Below are 16,781 nucleotides of genomic sequence, written 5' to 3' on the forward strand. Positions count from 1 at the left end.
ATGACAAAGAGCTTTGGAGTAATTGGCCTGGGGCGCATGGGCTATCGCACTGTGCTTGCTGGGCGCGCAGCTGGCCTTGAACTTGCTACGGTTCTGGACAGTTCTGATGAGCCGTGGGGCGTGACACAAGACGCGACGCTAGTGTCGGTTCTAGTTAATTCGATGGATGCCTTTCTCGCTAACGTTCCAGACATCGTAGCAATTTCGACGACTGCCGATAGCCACGCTGATTTGTTCCGCGCTTTGGTCGACGCAGGCGTGAAAATGGTTCTGGTAGAAAAACCGGTCGCTTGTTCAGTTGCTGACGGTTTGGAGATGGTGCGGATCGCTAAGGAAAATAGTATCAATGCGTTGGTCAATCACAATCACCGGTGCTGGAATGTGCTTCGAACAATACGCCAGTTTGATGGGGATTCTCAATTCGGGAAATTGCAATCCTTTGTAATCACACAAGGTGCTGGTGGATTGGGAAACCTAGGCACACATTATTTTGATCTCGCAAATTGGATGTTCTCCGATACTCCCCTTTACGTTTCAGCGGTTGGTACTCAGCCAGAGTCAACAAACCCACGTGGCCCGCAATTCAAAGACGTGGGAGGTGCCGTTCTTGTAAGTTATCCCAAACAACGACGTTTGCTGTTGGAGATCGGTGATGATATCGGTGTCATCGGCGGATATGAGTTCCGATTTGAACGCGGGCGCGTGCTGATGCCATTCACTTCGGAACCTCCTCAAGTCTTTGTACGTAAACCAGAAACACAAGACCTCCCGAAGCATTTCTATGGTGCTGCCTTACAGGAGATTCCGTGGAAGGATTTTGTTCCCGGCGATGTAGTCAATCATACGCGTGACGTGTTTCTTGATCTGTTAAATGACCGCAGCGAAGGCGGCGCTTCGTTGATCGACGCGACATTAGCTCTGGAAGTTATGATTGCAGCTCGCAAGGCAATCGAGACGACTTCAGTCATTGCGTTGCCGTTAAGTGACGTTGATCGCGCAAGCGTTTATCCATTAGCCTGAAATGTCGATATCTGGTCAGGCGTATCTGCCCGCCTGATCTCGCACCAATGGCTGATAGGATCGTGAAAACCTGGGGTTTCGTTGATATGTTCACTTGTACCCAGAAATCTGTGAAGATCTTCCAAGTCATTACACAGGTGAATGTGTTGCGAAGCATCTGACAGGTTCAATCCCAAAAGATTTGGCACGGGTAGGCAGACAGCGGTTTTACCCACCAAAGCAGTTTGCAATGCAACGTTTGAAAACCCGGTTACAACCAGAGAAGTGTTTCGGATGAAGTCCACAAGTGTGCCGTCATCGATTTGGCCGTACCTCCCAAACTGGGCTTTGACCCGAGCCCGGTCTAACCTTGGATGTGGTCGACACAGAATATCGTACCCGGCGTCCCTAATTAGACGGCACGCGGCTTCGAATTCCTTATCATTGATCGGTTGCAGGGCAATACCTATTGGTTTAGGTGATTCTTCCTCGGGTTCTTTTGACAAAGAAACCGCGTAGTCTTTCATGAAATTTGCCATGCCAAAAGATGGTCCAAGCACAACTTTAGTCTCGTGGCTAACGCGGTCGATTTTCTCTTCGATAACCTTCATTGTTGCTGCATCCGAGCAGACAAAGAGATCCATATCAAGGACTTGATACCTGGGATGGGCGCTCCAGAAAAAAGCCTGATATTCTATGGTCTTGACGCCTTTTAGCTTCAGGCCCAAGGCGACGGGGACAAAAACTGCGGAACGGCTGGGTGAGCAAACGAGCGTTTCGATATTCTGAAACTGCGGATGGTTCATGAGGCAGTAATAGAACCCTGCTATCCTGGGCAGTCTGCTATTCGTTGCTGCGAGTGTTTCATTTAACAACAGAGCAAACCAATTCTCTGGGTTAAACCCAAATCTTTGTACCAAAAGCGGGTCGGATTTGGACAACTGCGCATGTACCGTTTTGCAGGTATTCTGTTCGGGTAGTGCCAGTCTTAGTTTTGCGTCACCAAGGGCCGGTTCCGGTGAATTCAGATAGAACTCCGAAGAGTGACAGACAAACTCATCACCCCAATGCAAAGGAGCTATCTTATTAGGGTGTCGAACTTCGAAAATCGCGTCAAAACGCTTTCCCATCTTTAGTTCGGCGTAGCCGATCGCTTCAGCGGATCGAAGATATGTCGGCTGCCCTGGGTTCCCTAATAGGAGTGTCTGAGGCCGTGAATCTGGGAAATGCCCAAACCCTGAAGTTTCAATGTCAGGTCTAAAGAAGTTTGGTTCCTTTGCTACTAGATTAACGTGGGCCGGCCATTCCTGATAACGCCCTGGATAACAAAGGCTCTGGGCATTGAGATTTGTCAAAAGTGAATTCCCAAAGTCTTCCCAAAGATCGTTCTTATCGACCTTGCACTCATCAAATATCGCAAGAAACTGTCTGATTCTCGAATAGAGGTTATCGGCCAGCTGTAACTCTAAACCTGCAGACATATTGGATATGTCTATTCTGTCAAAACTGAACCCGGATTTCGATAGCATTGACGGGGCAATTTTTGACACGATGTACTTTGCCAAAAATTGAGTCTGGATGGCGATCTGAAAGTCCGTTTCGGAGTAGAAACCCGCCAGACCGTCAACCTGGAAAACTTCGATCAATCCCAAACGCTTGTACCGTTTGATCTGTTTTGCATGCTCCTTCGGTATCTGGGTTTGAAAGAACACCAATATCCTACGCCGTGCACGCAATCGAAAGGCAAACTTTCTTAGTTTCGTCCGAGACAATGTTGCCCGCGATGAAGATTGAAACCATATTGTGCAAGATAGTTTACGCATTTACCATTTCCGGTTTAAATAATCCTTTTTATGAGAGTGTTAGCGATCAGTGCGGTTTAGTGGGCGGGCCGGAGTGCCAGCGACTAACTGCTCCGCCGCGACCGTTTTGATCACCGTAGCGCCTGCGCCAACAACCGCTCCGGCCAGGATTGTAATTCCATTTCGCACGCTTGCCCCGACGCCTATGAATACCCGCTCACCCAAAGTAACATCTGCTGCGATCTGAGAACCGGGCGCTACATGGCAAAATGCGCCGACGCTGCTGTCATGGTCGATACTGGCATTTGTGTTTACGATTGTCCCGCGTTCAATCTTGCAGCCGATATTCACAACGGCACCGGCTGAAATCAAGCAGCCTGGTGCAACGTCTGCATAACGAGACACGATTGCTTTGGGGTGCACCAAAGTGGCGATAGGCAGATTAAGATCTTCTAGTCGTTCTTGTAAAAATGCACGTTTCTTATTGTCACCTACTCCAACAAAGAAAAAGCTGTCATGAGGCTGACTCATCAGCACATCCGTGCGATCATCATCGACTACTGGCCAAATACCACTTTGGCGTTGGCTTTCCCAATTGGGGTCAAGAAACACAACTTGTTTCCATCCTGACAGCTCCGCAATTTCAGCGGCAACGCGCCCATTTCCCCCCGCGCCAAGAATAACTAATCGCTGCATTTTTTCTGATCCAAACATTTTTTCTGATTGCCAGAGGCGCAAGGTTGAGACTTCGAACTCGTCCAAACGATGGCTTATACGATCAACGCGCGCAACCGCTTCCATAATGGTGTGTCGCTAGCAGGGTCCGTTCGCTGGGTCGGGATGCCCCACAAGGTTGCTCCATCAAAGCTTGGTCATGACGGGTTTGGGTTTCTGCCGAACAGAAGCGGTTTAAGCCCAATCTTCTGTAGGTTTGAAGCGAATGATGACGCAGCATTGTCAAAACGTGAAGCGAGAAGTTTCCAATCTCTTAGTTTACGAGCGGGATCTCGATGCAGTTTCTGCGCCTGCTATGTCGATTGCGAGCTGCGATGCGGGTTGGAAATCAATGGTTTCTGGTTTTGGGTCCACTTGTTTCGATGCGGCGTTTGCCTCCGATGTTGTAATAGGGGATCTGGTCCAGATCGCAGAGAAATGTGCCTGGAGCGGCAACGGCTTTCACGTCGCTTGCGATGGGTTGGAAATCCGCCCGGAAATGTGTGGTGCTTTTGACACAGATCACTGAATAGGATGTGGGATTCAGGCCGATATGGGTGAAATGAGCGCGGTCTAGGCATTGGTTCCGCACACTGGTGACGACCAAGTCTATCTTCGCGCCAGACTCTATCATCCTCAGAGCGGCCGTTTTGCCAAGCGTCGCGATGCCGCCTCCGTACATCTCACCTGAGTATCGGCAGATGCCATCTCCGATCGCCAGAACTTCGAACTTTGCCACAACGGGGTGGTGTCCGGGCAGACCTGATTTTCCGCCGATGGCCAGGTTCAATTTTGCGCCTTGGCCTGCACGATGCGCTTTCTCTGCGCTTTCGGCGTCGTGGAAGAGACCCATCAACACCTTCTGCGCGTCCCCCTCTATCAAAGCGGCCAGAAGTCCGGTGGTATCGGATGTGCCGCCTGCGCCTGCGTTGTCCTGTACATCCGCTAACACGAGCGGTTTGTCGCGATGCCAACGACAGGCCAGAACGGCTTCGTCCAACGACAACATAGAGCAGTCCACATCAGGTTCTCGGGCCAGAAAAAGGTCGACAATTTGATCTACTGCGGCGGTCGCTTGCGCGGCACTGGTCGCGTAGGCAACGCAGGACGGACCAGTGTCGGGATAGTCGGCCGCTGTAAAACCCAGCGCGATTTCTGCATAGACATGGGCCTGTTCGAACCGGGTGGGCAACTGATAAATCTCATCAAACGGTGCGGCCCAGGTGTATTGCGCATGCAATGGGATCAGATAGGGCACCTGCCGGAAGGCTTTGTGCAGTTTCTCTCCGGCCAGTAGCCTTTGCAGAACCGGTACGCATCGTGCACCGGTTTCGCCCATATCGAGGTGCGGGTACGTGCGGAAAATTGCCAGATAGTCCGCCTGCGAGATCATCTGGTCAGAGATATTGGCATGCAGGTCCAGGCTCGCCACGACCGGAACGTCCTGCCCTACCAGATCACGTACTCGGCGCAACAGCTCTCCCTCACCATCGGCAAGGCTTTCAGTCACCATGGCACCGTGCAGGTCGAGATACACTCCGTCCAGCGGTCCCGCGCCGCGAAGGCCATCCAAGATCATAGTACATATCTTCTCGAACGCGTGATCCGTGACATGAGCGCTAGGTTCTGCCGCACACCACAGGATTGGGAAAAGCTCGAAACCTGCCTGGTTCGCGGCGGAAGAAAACCCGGCGATGGGTAGGTTCATGCCTTTGGTGTCTGCGATGACACGCGCGCCATGCAACATTTCGGGCCAGGAATCTGCCATCTCGAACTCGGGCAGACCCGCTTTGGTCGCTCCGAAGCAGTTGGTTTCGTGTTGAAATCCGGCAATGGCAATGCGTTTGGCTGTCATTCTAAAATTCCAGTTCTTTTCTGGATTTGGTGGTGCCAAACACAATCTGACCTCGCCGGATGGTTGCAACAATCGATGTGTCGAGTAGCCGTTCAGGATCATCTAGGGGATTGCGAGAAAGGATGGCGAAATCTGCCAGTTTTCCGGGCTCAATCGAACCGCGCTGATCTTCTTTGAACACTTGCCACGCCGCATCGATGGTTTGTGCCCGTAGCGCAGACAGTACGCTGACCTTTTCCTTTTCACCCAGTTGCCGGCCGGATGCAGTCAGTCGATTCACCGCGCAATGCGCCAGATGGATTGGCCGCGTTGGCGTAACCGACGCGTCATTGTGGATAGTATAGCGTACACCGTATCGTTCCGCAGTTGCGGCTGGCGAAATCCGTTCAGCGCGTTCCGGGCCGAGGAAGGTATCGTAATGTCGGTCCCCCCAGAAATGCACATGTGCTGAAAAGAAGCTGACAGTTATTCCAAGCCGCGCCATGCGGTCCAGTTGATCGTCGCGCAGAACCTGGCCGTGGATGATTGTATGGCGGTGATCGTCTCGCGGATGCGCTAGCAAGGCCTTGTCCACCGCATCGATGAACATCTCGGCCCCGGCATCCCCGTTGCAATGGCAATGGATCTGAAACCCCATAGCGTGTAGGCGGAGAACCTCGGAATCCATGTCGACCTGCGTGGCATAGATCATGCCACAGGGGTGATCGGGGTCCAGCGACTTGTGGTAGGGCGCAGACAGATAGGCAGTCTGTAACTGGAATGCACCATCGGTAAACAGCTTGCGCGCACCCAGCGTAAAATGTGGGTTGCCGGGCCAGTTATTGTCGATCCAGCCCTGGCTCAGAGCCGGTTCCAGATCGGCAATTGGCAACAATTCCAAATCAATGCCGGGATCCTGATCGGCAGGAAGGCTGGCAAAGTGGTCGAGCATAACCTGCGATGCCCAAGCGTTCTGTGCATAAGTTACTCCGCGGGACAAATACTCATCACGGCAGGCGTTGAACCCTTGCCAGAACCTGTCCCGGTCGATCAGAAAATCAGTGTCGCCCATTTCGCCCATGGCCGACAGCCCTTCGACAAGTCCCGTCAGGGCACCGGTATCGGGGTCGCGGCTATAACGCCCTCCGGCCGGGTCCGGGGTGTCGCGATTGACGCCATGCAGCTTCAGCGCCATCGAATTGGCCGCGCCGTTGTGACCCGAAGCATGCAGAACCCAGATTGGATGCGCCGTTGAGACATCATCCAGTTCGGCCCGGGAGGGCATGCGGCCTTCTGAAATGGCGGTGTTGTCGAACAAAACGCCCATCACCCAATCGCCCTCGGGCGTCTCTTCGGCCCGGCAGCGCAGCTTTTCCAAAGCTTGCGCCATATCCATACACGCGCCGCGCGGAGGTGATGCAAGATCAACCCGAAACAGCTGGATGAAGCCGGGATCGGGGAAGTGGCCGTGCGAGTCGATGAAGGCCGGGATCAGGGTCTGGCCAGCCAGGTCACAAGCACCCGCATCGGATGACATCTGCCGCCGCAGCGTTGCTTCGTCCCCCACCGCATTGATGACTTCGTCCCGCACCAACACCGCCTCGGGTCGGGAATTGTCGGCGTCCATCGTCAGGATGGGACCGCCGAAATAGAGTGTTTCCCTCATCCTTTAGTGACCCGGAGCAGGCGCACCCGACAAGGGTGCGAGACAGCGCAGCCCGTGGCCCGCCGCAACCTCCCATTGCGGTGTCTGTGTGCAGATGTCTTTGGCAAACGGGCATCTTTCGCGGAACTCACAGCCCGACGGGCGTTGTAAGAGGCTGGGCGGCTCACCTTTGAGCGCGATCCGTTCAAGGCGCGCATCGGGGTCCGGCTCGGGGTTGGCGCTGAGCAGGCAGCGGGTATAGGGGTGGCGCGGATCGTCGAAGATCGCCTCTGTCGTGCCTTCCTCGACCAGTCGACCCAGATACATAATGCCCATGCGGTCTGCCACGTGGCGCACCACGTTCAGGTTGTGGGTGATGATCACCATCGCCAGGCCCAGGCGTTCCCGCAGGTCGTTGAGCAGGTTCAGCAGCTCACCCTGTACCGAAACATCCAACCCTGCCGTTGGTTCATCCGCCAGGATCAGTTTCGGCTCCAGCGCCAAAGCGCGGGCAACACCAACCCGTCGTGCCTGGCCACCGGACAATTGATAGGGGTAGCGGTCCGCGAAATGCACCGGCAGGTTCACCATTTCCAGCAGACGCTTGGCTTCGGCATCCAGATCGCGATCTTTCATGCCCTGAATGCGATAGGGTTCCGTGATCAGGCTTCGAATTGTCAGGCGTGGTGACAAGCTGCCCACAGGGTCCTGAAACATCATCGCCATGTCCTTGCGCAGCGGACGCATTACCCGTTCCGGCGCGCCTCGTATCTCTTGCGTGTCAAACACGACCGAACCGGCCTGCGCCGGGGCCAGGCCCGCAATCGCACGGATGACAGTTGTCTTGCCCGAACCGCTCTCGCCGACAAGCGCATAGGTTTCGCCAGCTTCGACCTCAAAACTGACGCCAGCCAGCACGTTGACGGGGCCATAGCTGGTTTGCAGGTCGTGGACGTTCAGCAGGCTCATTTCGCGGCCTCCTCATGGTTCAGCCAGCAGGCGGCGTGATGCCCTTCTTTCAGAAGATCCAAGGGGGGAACGTCCATTGCACAGCGCGGCATCGCCTGGTTGCAGCGGTCGCGGAATATACATCCAACAGGCAGATTGGCCAGATCGGGTACTTCGCCCGGAATGGTTGGCAGGACCCGTGCGCGTTCCTTGATATGGCCCGGGTCACAGTCGATTAGACGGCGTGTGTAAGGGTGCTTGGGATTGTGAAAAATCTCGCGCACTTCACCGCTTTCGACAACGGCGCCTGCGTACATCACAACCACTCGGTCGCACAGTTCCGCGATCACACCCAGATGGTGCGAGATAAATAGGATGGCGCAATGGAATTCGCGCTGCAGCTCTTGCAGGCGTTCGATGATCTGCACCTCAAGCGTGGCGTCCAGCGCGGTGGTCGGCTCATCCGCGATCAGCAGGTCGGGTTCTGACATCAACGCCATGGCGATCGCGATCCGCTGTCGCATTCCGCCTGAAAACTCATGCGGGAACTGCTTTAGCCGTGCCTCTGGGTCCGGAATTCCGACAGCCCCCAGCATCTTTGCCGCATTGGCCAGTTTTTCCTGCTTACTAGCCTTGGACCGGTGCTGAATATCGACCATCTGCTGGCCAATGGTCAGAACCGGATTGTGGGTCTGCATCGGGTCCTGAAAGATGATCGAGATATCGGCCCCGCGCAGATCCCGCATCCTGCGTTCAGGCACTTGCAACAGGTCTTGCCCCTTAAAGCGTATTTCGCCTTGCCGGAACCGCGTGTTCGGTGCGGTCAGCCGCAGGATCGACGAGATCAAGGTTGATTTTCCGCAACCAGACTCACCGACAATACCCACGATCTCACCTTTGCGGATGTCAAAGGTGATATCCCGCAATGCCTTGAGATCTCCGCGTGCCGTTTCATAATCGACGCTGAGGTTCTCGATTTCCATAAGAGTTTCGGTCATCGCTGTTTCCTCAGTTTGGGATCAACCACGTCGCGCAGGGATTCCCCTAAAAACGTAAAGCCCAGGGTTGCCAGAATGATCGGCAGACCGCCGCCCACCACCAGCCAAGGTGTCTGTCGGATCAGGGAATACCCGTCCTTCAGAAGTGCGCCCCAACTGGGGGTTGGGGGCTTCACGCCAAGCCCGAGAAAGGACAGCCCCGCCTCAAGCGCGATCACCGTCGGGATGTCCATAGCAGCCAGGACGGCCAGAACCCCCACGATATTTGGTAGCATGTGCACACCCAAGATGCGGGCCATGCTGGCCCCCATCGACCGCTCGGCCAGAATGAACTCGGAATTGCGCAACGTCAGGGTCTGCGTTCGCGCCACACGGCCATAGGTTGGGATCGAAGTCGCCATCACCACGAACACAACCGTTTGCAAACTGGGACCGACCAGGGCCACAACGGCCAGCGCGAACATCACGGTTGGGAAGGATCGGATGGTGTCAAAGAACAACATCAACAGGTTGTCGAGCCATTTTGGCCCATACCCCGCAATCATTCCCAAGGTTAGGCCAATTACCATCGCACCAAAGACCGCAGGCAAGGCGACTTTCAACGCAACCTGACCGCCGGCAATCACGCGGGAAAACGTATCGCGGCCAAGTTGGTCCGTACCCAGAAGGTGCTCGGCAGACGGGCCTTGCAACCGGGCTTTGATATCCATGGCCACAGGATCATAGGGCACAATCCAATAGGCGAAAATCGCACAGAAGACGATGGTGCCGACAATGACCAAACCAATCAGACCCAGAGGGTCGCGGGCGACGCCGACAATGATCTGACCAAGTTCAGAACGAGATTTTTCCATTTCGGCTTTCCTCAATGCGCTTGTCTAGCGCGTGGGTCGAGCCACGCATTGATCAGATCCGCCAGTGCGGTCGACACGACGAACAAACCGGTTGAGATCAGAACCGAGCCCATGACAATCGGGTAATTGCGGGTGGTTATGCTGTCGATCACCAGCTTGCCCAGACCCGGGCGCGCGAACACTATTTCGGCGAATACGGCCGAGCTCAGCAGGAAACCCATGCCGACGCCGATCACCGTGACAACCGGAAGAATGGCGATACGCAAGGCATAAACCATCACCACGCGGCGCTCTGCGATACCGAAGGCACGTGCGGTCCGAACGTGGTTTTCGCCTAAGACTTCCAACATCGAGGCGCGCACCAACCGCGCGATGTAGCCCACCCAGCTTAGCCCGATGGCAAAGGCGGGTAAAACGAGGTGATCAATGCGACCCCAGAAGCCTTCGCCCGCGCCGATGGCTGGAAACCACTGAAGATGCACGGCGAAGACCAATAGCGACAGAAGTGCTACGACAAAGGCGGGCGCTGCAACAAAACTGACCGAAATCGCCGCCGCAATTCGGTCGATCAGAGTGTTCGGATGGGCGGCGGCATATGCCCCAAGCGCAATTCCCAAAGTGGCGGACCACAGGATCGACGCAATGATCAGTTCCAGAGTGTAGGGTAGCTGCTGAAACACGATATCTGTCACGGACCGGCCCGAGAATACGTCGATTCCCAGATCGCCACGGACCAGGTTTCCATAGAATATGACCAGCTGTTTCCAGATTGGTTGATCCAGCGCCAACGCAGCGGTGAGCTGGGCCTGAAGCTCAGGTGTTGCGCGTGGCCCCAACATGATCTGGACCGGGTCCCCGGGGACGGCGCGGATCATCAGGAACATGACGGTAACCGCCACGAACAGGATAAGCAGCGCTAGCCCGAAGCGGCGGGTTGCAAACTTCAACATGAAAAGCTGGCTCCTTTTGGATGGGTGGCGAGCTGTTTTGTCCGGCGGGCGTCAAACCCCGCCGGACATAGCCGACCTTGGGGAGGTCAGGTCGCCTTGCTGAAGTACCGCAGCAGTGCCAGACCGTCGGGTCTTAGCGCGGGGGTGACACGCGCCGAATGAATCACCGGTGTCGCCTCGTGGGTGATAAAGCGGTAGGCACCACTTTCTTCCATCAGATCCTGCGCCCGCTGATACATCTCAGCGCGTTTGGCCACATCCGCTTCCTTGAATGCCGAGTTGTGAATTTCGTCAAATTCAGCGTTGCTGAACCGCTCCCAGTTCCAGATGCCGACCTGTTCGGTGGTGAACCAGGCCGTCGCATAATATGGATCGGGGGTCATCGAGAAGCGGTTCAGAACCAGTTGCAGGTTCTCGTTGTCTCCGCTTGCCCAGAATGCACCGGATTCCAGTACGTTGACTTCGACCGTGATCCCGATCTGCGCCAGAGTTGCCTGAATGATCTGAGCCGTCGTGGTGAAAGTGGTCTTGTTCAGCGTGTCCAACGTAAGCGTCACATTGGTCTCGCCAGATTCCGCCAGCAATTGCGCCGCTTTCTCGAAGTTTGCCGCCGGAGGGACCAGAGATTGCGGGCGGTGGCCCGCAAGGCCAGGTGCGATGATGCCTGTCGAGGGTTCAGCGGCTCCAAAATAGGCCGCCTCTAGGATGCTTGGTACGTCGACTGCATGTTGAATCGCCTGACGCAGTTTTGGGTTCTGAAGCTTGGGGTGATCCAGATTCATGCCCAACCAGACATAGAACAGTGAGGGTTTCTCGACCAAAGATCCGCCATTCGGAACACCGGCCCGATAGCGTTCGACCGATCCCAGCGAAACCCGAGTCATGTCCAGTTCGCCCGCCTCAAAGGCGATCTCGGCGGTGTTTTCGTCGTCGATCGGCAGGATTTCGATTGTGTCCCATGTTGGTGCGTCACCCTTCCAATCCGGGTTGCGCTTAAGCACGGTTTTTTCTTTGGGTGACCAGCTGTCCCGCAGATAAGGGCCGGATTCAGCGACCGGATCAGCCCCGATGCGGCCCCCTGCGGCCTCGACCGCAGCTTTCGAGACGATGTTGCCGGTGATGTAGGGCAGGGCGATCGACCAAATCGGAGCAAACGGCTCGTTCAGAACGATGGTACCTTCGCGTTCGCTGCTCACTTCGACATGGCTGAACGGACCCAAATCGGGCTTGTTTGGGCTTTCGGTCGCATCGTCCACGATGCGCTCCATGCTGAATTTCACGTCTTCAGCGGTCATCGCACCGAAGCCATTGGTGAAACCGATATCATCGCGTAAGGCGAACTTGATATGGGTCGGGTCAACCTGCTCGATCATCGCCGCCGCATCCAGCTGCCAACCCCATTCCTCGCCGGGCTTGTATTGGATCAGCTTGTTGTAAATCGAGGCATGCACTTCTTCTTCGACAACACCGACGGAATGTGCGGGGTCCATGTTCTGGGCATCACCGTAGGCGCGCACCCGCAACACCCCGTCATCAGCGGCGAAGGCGCGATTGGCCCAGCTTGCAGGCAGCGCGGATGCCGCCCCAAGCGCAGTTGCCCCTTTCAAGAAGCCCCTGCGCCCGACATTTGCTTTTGTCCATTCGATTTTCATGATGTTCTCCCTTGGGTCAGATCGTTTACAGAAGCCTGCGCGGGATGGTTTCGTTCCATTCCTTTGTCAGAACTTCTGTTTTGTCCGCGCCTTCGGTGGCGCGCAGTTTTCGATGCAGATAGAAATTCTCGACGTCACAGGTCATCGCGTTTTCGGTGCTGATCTCGACCTGCCATTCGTCCCTCTCGAACGTGAAACGCCAGCCCGCCGTGAATCGCGCGGTCGCTGGGTCATCGGGATGGATCGCATAGCGCATGGCGACGTGGCTTCCGACGATCAGGCCGTGGCCGGGGTCCTGTGCTTTGCCGTAGTCGTCGAATGTCTCAAGTACGACGGTTCCGTCCGCTTCGATGCGCCGTTCGGATCGGCCCGACGGCGCGCGCAGCTCGGTGCTTTGCAAAGTCGGATAATCCTGCGCTGGTCCGGGATGTGCAGGATCAGCTTCCTCAGACATCGTCCGAACCGGCAAATACAGCGCCGAACCTTGCAGTTGCAACGTCACCTCTGCCGCTTCTGGCGCGGGCCAAACGATTGGCCAGTAAGCGGTAGACAGCGCAAGACGCAGGATATGACCGGGTTTCACGCGATGCGCGCACTCATTTAGTGCAATTTCCGCACTGTAGACCTGACCGGGAACCAACGCTTCAGGGGTCTCGTGGCTCTTGTAGTGCGTCAGGTTCAGCGCCCGATAGGTGATCCGCTGAGAAACCCCATCCGGGGCGACATCACACAATCGCGCAATCAGTTGGGCTACCGGTCTGTCCACGGTGAAGGACAGTTTCAGTCGCGCCCGTCCAAGCAGTTCAAGCGGCTTGTCCAGCGGTGCCGTATCGAAACAAAGCGACAGTGCGTCATCGGCTGCTTGATCTTCGGCCAACTCATTGTCGATCCGCATGCCCGGGCAGAAATACCCGCCAGCCTGTCCGATATGGGCCGGATTCGATACGGTTGTCTCGGCCGTAGTGGCGACGTCGGAGAACCCACCCAATCCCAAATGCCAGACTTCATCGCTGACATTGGGCGACGGCCATTCTGTCTCGGCGATCCAGCGGCCCTGCCTGGGTTTGTTCTTTTTGCTCGGGCCAAAATGATCCTGCATATAGGTTCGGTAGGCGGGCAGGTCTTCGGCGCCATTCTGCTGCCCCTTCAGCCAGCGATCAAACCAGCCGATCACCTCGGAGTGGAAATCCCCAGCCTCTAGTTTCGAGATATGCGGATAGCGGTGCTCCCACGGTCCGATCAGCGCTTTTGACGGCACGGCCAGATTTGCTGCCAGCGCTGGCGGAGCGTTGACATATGCATCCGACCAACCCGTTATCGCAAGAACCGGAGCTTGAATCGCCGACCAATCCTCGCAAACCGAGCCATGTTTCCAGAACGCGCTGCGCGTTGGATGAAGTAGCCAATCGGCTGCTGAGAATGGTACATTCTCAAGTCGGGCAAGCCAGTCTTCTCGCCAATCAGATCGCAGCTCGGGGTCTGCGGGCCGTGTCAAATAGGCGAACATCTGACTGCCCCAGTTGATATTGTCGCTTAACAGGCAGCCGCCCATGAAGTGTATGTCATCGGCGTACCGATCCACGGTCGAGGCAACACTAACCACCGCCTTGAGCTCGGGCGGATGGCGAAAGGCCAGCTGCAGCCCATTGAATCCTCCCCAGGAGATACCGATCATCCCAATGTTTCCGTCGCACCAGTTTTGTGCGGCGATCCAACTCAGAACGGCTTCACCATCGCGGAGTTCTTGTTCCGAATACTCGTCGTCGAACTGCCCCTCGCTATCACCGGTTCCGGCAATGTCGACGCGGATGCAGGCGTATCCTGCGTCGGCAAATACTGGATGAGTGGTTGCATCTCGCGGCGCAGTTCCATCCCGTTTGCGATAGGGGAGGTATTCCAGAATGGCGGGTGACGGCCAGGTTTCGGGCAACCAAATTCGTGCAGCCAGTTTCCGACCATCCGGCAGGGGGATCCAGGTGTTTTCGATGATTTTTGTGGACATTCGGAGCGAGGTCCCGTTGTTGCGTTTGGTACAGCCAACCCGCATTCCGAAAATTATTGAACTGAGCTACTTTACGCGCTTTTATTCAATCTTTAGCATTATAGCGTCAAAACGCGAAAGAAATGACGCTTATGTCCGAAAGTTTTTCCGCAAATTTACGGTCTTTGTGCGCCGAGCGAGGCAATATCTCGCAAGTCTGTCGAGAAATCGGCCTGAACAGGCAGCAGTTTAATCGCTACCTCAACGGCGAAAGCTTGCCATCAGCCCACAACCTGCGCCGTATCGCTCGGTATTTCGATCTGCCTGAGGCGCAGCTTTTTGCGCCTCGGACGGATTTCGAAGAAACATTGAAAGACTCGATCGTCCGTCGGAAAGAAACTCCTGCCAGCTTGTTTGTTAAGCCGTACAGTGATCAGGTGAAAAATCTCAGACGCTATGTGGGCTTCTATCATTCTTTCTTTTGCACCCCGTCTTGGCAGGGGCGCATTTTTTGTTCTCTGATCCGACTTAAGGAGGTGGATGGCGTGGTGACGATCCGCTCGCACGAAAACGCCACGTCCCCGGACAAAAGCGTTCGGCAGATTTCGCGCTACGAAGGGCTGGTTGCCCTGCGCGGTAACAGGATCTTCGCCACGGAACATGAATGCGGCAAGGAAGGAAGCATTGCGCAGACCATCCTTTATTCCGCGCATCGCCAACAGCTAAAATACTTGCGTGGCATGACAATGGGTGTGGCTTGGCGGCCGTTTCCACACCCTTATGCGGCGAAAACAATCTGGAAACGGCTTGATGAGCGCATTACCGCCCGTGAAGCGCTCACTGCCTGCGGTGTCTATTCAGAACAGAGTAAATCAATCGACCTGGCGGTCCGAAAGTACCTTTTGGGATCAGGCGATGCCCATTTTTCTGCGATACCGACAGAACTTGCCAATTGAGTGATGCATTTTGAAATCGCCGTTTAGTGGCGCCATTTTCGCACGGGGCGGATCCAGTTTGTGACTCAGAACCTTGTGATGACCGTCGCACCGATTGAGGTAAACTTATCCATCCCTATCAAGGCCTTGGGTGCGTCTTCCAGGCTGATTTTTTCCCCCACCAATCGCGCCGGATCCAACTTGCCATTTTTAATCATGTCGAGCATCGCGCCATAGCGATGCGCCTGCATCCCGTGCGAACCAAGCAATTCGATCTCTTGTCCTACGATCTTTGGCATGGGTACTTCTGGCGAAGCGTGATCACCCAGCATCAGACCGACCTGAATGTGCTTGCCGCGCGGACGCAGGCAGAGGATTGAGTTGGTCATAGTGACGGGATGACCCAAAGCGTCGATTGACACATGGGAGCCGCCTTTGGTGATTTCGCGGATCGCTTCGGGAACATCAGCATCTGTACCGTTAATGGTCGCAACTGCACCCAGTTCTTGCGCAAGTTCGAGTCTGGCTTCGTCTAGATCAACCCCGATGACATTGGCCCCGACGGTGGCAGCAATCATAACGGCTGACAGACCGACCCCACCGCAGCCATGTACGGCAACCCATTGACCGGCCGAGACCCTTCCTTGATCGACGATCGCGCGGAATGAAGTGGCAAACCTGCAGCCAAGGCTGGCGGCGGTTGCAAATTCCATGGTTTCAGGCAGCGCGACCAAATTAAGGTCAGCCTGATGAATTGGCACATATTCCGCGAAACTGCCCAATGGGTAAAGCCGGGTTGCTCTTGATACAGACAGACTTGCTGATGCCCTGCGTGACATTCGCTGCACGTTCCACAGCCGCAGACGAAAGGCACGGTTACCTTGTCGCCAACTTTCCAGTTCTTTACATCCCGTCCGACGGCTTCGACCACGCCAGCCAACTCATGACCGGGTATGTGAGGCAGCTCGATATCACTGTCATGCCCCATCCACCCGTGCCAATCGCTACGACAAACGCCGGTGGCTTCGACCTTCAGAACAACGCCATGAGTATCGGGTGCAGGGTCGTCGACTGTGACAACCTTGGGGGTTTGTTGGAACTTCTCGAACAGGACAGCCTTCATAGTGTGCTCTTTCATTTTTTTCGAAAAGTTGTGTGAACCTAAACCAACTCAGCCGAACTGATCCAGCCTTAGGGATGAACCCAGGTTGTGGCATTTTAGCACTATTTTAGCCAAATCCAGTTTTAGACAAATTTAAGAAATCCACTCTCCTTAAACTTGCGCATATCTTTCTTTAGGTGGTGATGGGGAATTTCCCAAAAGCAATGTGTTGCTTTTGGGTGCAGCTCTTCTTTGCCTTCTGTGCTGGTGAATTGGGTTGTAGGGTCTCAAGGTGTCAAAGTTTTCAAACCTGCTGTTTGCGCTTTCTATTTTTCTATTTAATTCAACACCTTTGCTTGCCGCGCCG

General features: G+C 55.2%; 14 protein-coding genes. 2 read left to right on the forward strand and 12 right to left on the reverse strand.

Annotated elements, in window-relative coordinates; all coding sequences use genetic code 11:
- On the forward strand, positions 1–1,020 hold the full coding sequence (locus tag ACRZ9U_RS10705; RefSeq protein WP_170407594.1) for a Gfo/Idh/MocA family protein: 1,020 nt from the start codon (positions 1–3) through the stop codon (positions 1,018–1,020).
- On the opposite strand, the gene ACRZ9U_RS10710 is transcribed toward ACRZ9U_RS10705, so the two are convergent.
- From ACRZ9U_RS10710 to ACRZ9U_RS10755, 10 genes are all read right to left on the reverse strand, one after another.
- Positions 1,005–2,711 carry a hypothetical protein gene (locus ACRZ9U_RS10710; RefSeq protein WP_170407597.1) on the reverse strand — a complete coding sequence of 569 codons (1,707 nt, stop codon included), beginning with the start codon at positions 2,709–2,711 and terminating at the stop codon, positions 1,005–1,007. The two genes, ACRZ9U_RS10705 and ACRZ9U_RS10710, sit on opposite strands and share 16 nt — an antisense overlap.
- Positions 2,712–2,861: 150 nt before the next feature.
- On the reverse strand, positions 2,862–3,563 hold the full coding sequence (locus ACRZ9U_RS10715; protein WP_170735976.1) for an acetyltransferase: 702 nt from the start codon (positions 3,561–3,563) through the stop codon (positions 2,862–2,864).
- A gap of 301 nt (positions 3,564–3,864) precedes the next feature.
- Positions 3,865–5,370: a M81 family metallopeptidase gene (locus ACRZ9U_RS10720; protein WP_170407603.1), complete on the reverse strand. Its 1,506-nt coding sequence runs from the start codon at positions 5,368–5,370 to the stop codon at positions 3,865–3,867.
- A 1-nt stretch (position 5,371) separates the two neighbouring features.
- Positions 5,372–7,015 carry an amidohydrolase gene (locus tag ACRZ9U_RS10725; protein ID WP_170407605.1) on the reverse strand — a complete coding sequence of 548 codons (1,644 nt, stop codon included), beginning with the start codon at positions 7,013–7,015 and terminating at the stop codon, positions 5,372–5,374.
- 3 nt (positions 7,016–7,018) lie between these two features.
- The gene (locus tag ACRZ9U_RS10730) at positions 7,019–7,963 is read right to left on the reverse strand and encodes an ABC transporter ATP-binding protein (RefSeq protein ID WP_170407608.1); all 945 of its coding nucleotides are present in this window, start codon (positions 7,961–7,963) and stop codon (positions 7,019–7,021) included.
- Positions 7,960–8,940: an ABC transporter ATP-binding protein gene (locus tag ACRZ9U_RS10735; RefSeq protein WP_170407611.1), complete on the reverse strand. Its 981-nt coding sequence runs from the start codon at positions 8,938–8,940 to the stop codon at positions 7,960–7,962. Before ACRZ9U_RS10735 ends, ACRZ9U_RS10730 begins: the two co-directional genes overlap by 4 nt.
- The gene (locus ACRZ9U_RS10740) at positions 8,937–9,794 is read right to left on the reverse strand and encodes an ABC transporter permease (protein WP_170394253.1); all 858 of its coding nucleotides are present in this window, start codon (positions 9,792–9,794) and stop codon (positions 8,937–8,939) included. Before ACRZ9U_RS10740 ends, ACRZ9U_RS10735 begins: the two co-directional genes overlap by 4 nt.
- A gap of 11 nt (positions 9,795–9,805) precedes the next feature.
- Entirely contained in the window at positions 9,806–10,744 is a 939-nt protein-coding gene (locus ACRZ9U_RS10745) for an ABC transporter permease (protein WP_170407614.1), read from the reverse strand.
- 86 nt (positions 10,745–10,830) lie between these two features.
- Positions 10,831–12,396, reverse strand: coding sequence for an ABC transporter substrate-binding protein (locus ACRZ9U_RS10750; protein WP_170407617.1), 1,566 nt, complete (start codon positions 12,394–12,396; stop codon positions 10,831–10,833).
- 25 nt (positions 12,397–12,421) lie between these two features.
- Positions 12,422–14,398 carry a CocE/NonD family hydrolase gene (locus tag ACRZ9U_RS10755; RefSeq protein WP_480901792.1) on the reverse strand — a complete coding sequence of 659 codons (1,977 nt, stop codon included), beginning with the start codon at positions 14,396–14,398 and terminating at the stop codon, positions 12,422–12,424.
- Between the two features lie 131 nt (positions 14,399–14,529).
- Between ACRZ9U_RS10755 and ACRZ9U_RS10760 the strand changes: the two genes are divergently transcribed.
- A complete protein-coding gene (locus ACRZ9U_RS10760) occupies positions 14,530–15,333 on the forward strand; it encodes a helix-turn-helix domain-containing protein (protein WP_170407624.1) in 804 nt (267 codons plus the stop codon).
- 65 nt (positions 15,334–15,398) lie between these two features.
- On the opposite strand, the gene ACRZ9U_RS10765 is transcribed toward ACRZ9U_RS10760, so the two are convergent.
- Entirely contained in the window at positions 15,399–15,890 is a 492-nt protein-coding gene (locus ACRZ9U_RS10765; RefSeq protein WP_480901795.1) for a zinc-binding dehydrogenase, read from the reverse strand.
- The gene (locus ACRZ9U_RS10770) at positions 15,887–16,450 is read right to left on the reverse strand and encodes an alcohol dehydrogenase catalytic domain-containing protein (RefSeq protein WP_480901798.1); all 564 of its coding nucleotides are present in this window, start codon (positions 16,448–16,450) and stop codon (positions 15,887–15,889) included. The genes ACRZ9U_RS10765 and ACRZ9U_RS10770 overlap by 4 nt, the downstream gene beginning before the upstream one ends.
- Positions 16,451–16,781: the final 331 nt, after the last annotated feature.

The sequence above is a fragment of the Ruegeria sp. D7 genome (assembly GCF_056534355.1).